General features: G+C 74.2%; 1 protein-coding gene and 1 pseudogene. Both read left to right on the top strand.

Going from position 1 to position 1,648, the window contains the following annotated elements; translation table 11 throughout:
• Positions 1 to 1,003: AAA family ATPase (locus KME75_RS36325; RefSeq protein ID WP_219419476.1), on the top strand; the 1,003-nt coding region annotated here is incomplete at its 5' end.
• A 136-nt stretch (positions 1,004 to 1,139) separates the two neighbouring features.
• Positions 1,140 to 1,648 (top strand): annotated as a pseudogene (locus KME75_RS36330) (signal recognition particle-docking protein FtsY); the annotation flags it as partial.

Here is a 1,648-nt window from a genome sequence, read left to right on the forward strand (position 1 = left end):
CGTCTCGCTCGATGCCGCGGCCGCCGAGCGCGACGCCGCCGCGGCCGCCCGCGACGCCCGGGAGCGCGCGCTCGGCGAGGCCAGGGCGACCACCGGCAGGCTGACCGGGCTGATGGAGAAGCTCACCGACGCCGTGCACCGCGACGAGGTGCTGCGCGCGCAGTCGCGGCTGCGGCTGGAGCAGCTGACGGAGAAGGTGCTGGCCGACCACGGTCTCGCCGTCGAGGACCTCATCGCCGAGTACGGGCCCGACGTCCCCGTGCCCGCCTCGGCCGCCGAGCGCGCGGAGTACGAGGCGGCGAAGGAACGCGGCGAGGACGTCGTCGAGCCGCCGCCGATGCCCTACGACCGCCCCACCCAGGAGCGGCGGTTGAAGCGCGCGGAGAAGGACCTGTCGCTGCTGGGCAGGGTCAACCCGCTGGCGCTGGAGGAGTTCGCGGCGCTGGAGGAGCGCTACCGGTTCCTGTCCACCCAGCTGGAGGACCTCAAGAACACCCGCCGCGACCTGCTCACCGTCGTCCGCGAGGTCGACGACAAGATCCTCGAGGTGTTCAGCACCGCCTACGCGGACGTGGCGCGCGAGTTCGAGACCGTGTTCGCCACGCTGTTCCCCGGCGGCGAGGGCCGGCTGGTGCTCACCGACCCCGACGACATGCTCACCACGGGCGTGGAGGTGGAGGCGCGGCCGCCGGGGAAGAAGGTGAAGCGGCTGTCGCTGCTGTCCGGCGGGGAGCGGTCGCTCACGGCGATGGCGCTGCTGGTGGCGATCTTCCGCGCGCGGCCGTCGCCGTTCTACATCCTCGACGAGATCGAGGCCGCCCTCGACGACGTCAACCTGCGGCGCCTCATCTCGCTCATGGAGGAGCTGCGGGAGACGAGCCAGCTCATCGTCATCACCCACCAGAAGCCGACGATGGAGGTGGCCGACGCGCTCTACGGCGTCTCGATGCGCGGTGACGGCATCACCCAGGTGATCAGCCAGCGGCTGCGGGCCGCGAGCTGACGGGCGCCGGCGAGATGCCAGCAAGGTGGCAATACTGCCACTGGACGGCAGCATGGCCACCTTGCTGCCACCCGGGACGGATGGTGCGGCCGCGGGCGGCTCGGCGGCCGCTCGGGGCGCATGACAGGGTGTTCCGGTGACCACGGAGACCTTGTGGATCGTCGTCGCGGTCGCTGCGGCGGTCCTGCTCATCGCCGTCGTCCTGGGGCTCGTGCTCCGGCGGCGACGCCGGATCAGCCTGCGCGAACCCGACCAGGTCGAGGGCGGCACCGCACCCGGCACCGCCCCGCCCCGCCGCGGCGGCAGCTACCGCGCCGAGAGCGGCTTCAACTTCTCCAGCGGGGCCACCGCCGCCCCGCCCGAGCCCCCGCCCGTCACCCCGGCGCCCGTCACCCCGGCGCCCGTCACCCCGGCACCGGAAACGATCCGTCCGGAGCCCCGGCCGGCGGACACCACACCGACGGATACCGCCCCGGCGCCCGCCACGGCCCCGGACACCACGGCGCCCGACACGGCGACTCGCGACACCACGGCTCCCGACACCACGGCTCCCGACACCACGGCGCCGGGCACGAGGACTCCGGCGACCACCGAGCCCGAGACGTCGGCGCCCACCGCCGCCGCTCCCACCACGGCGCAGCCGGT

Source organism: Pseudonocardia nigra, from assembly GCF_019396355.1.
Taxonomy (GTDB): domain Bacteria; phylum Actinomycetota; class Actinomycetes; order Mycobacteriales; family Pseudonocardiaceae; genus Pseudonocardia; species Pseudonocardia nigra.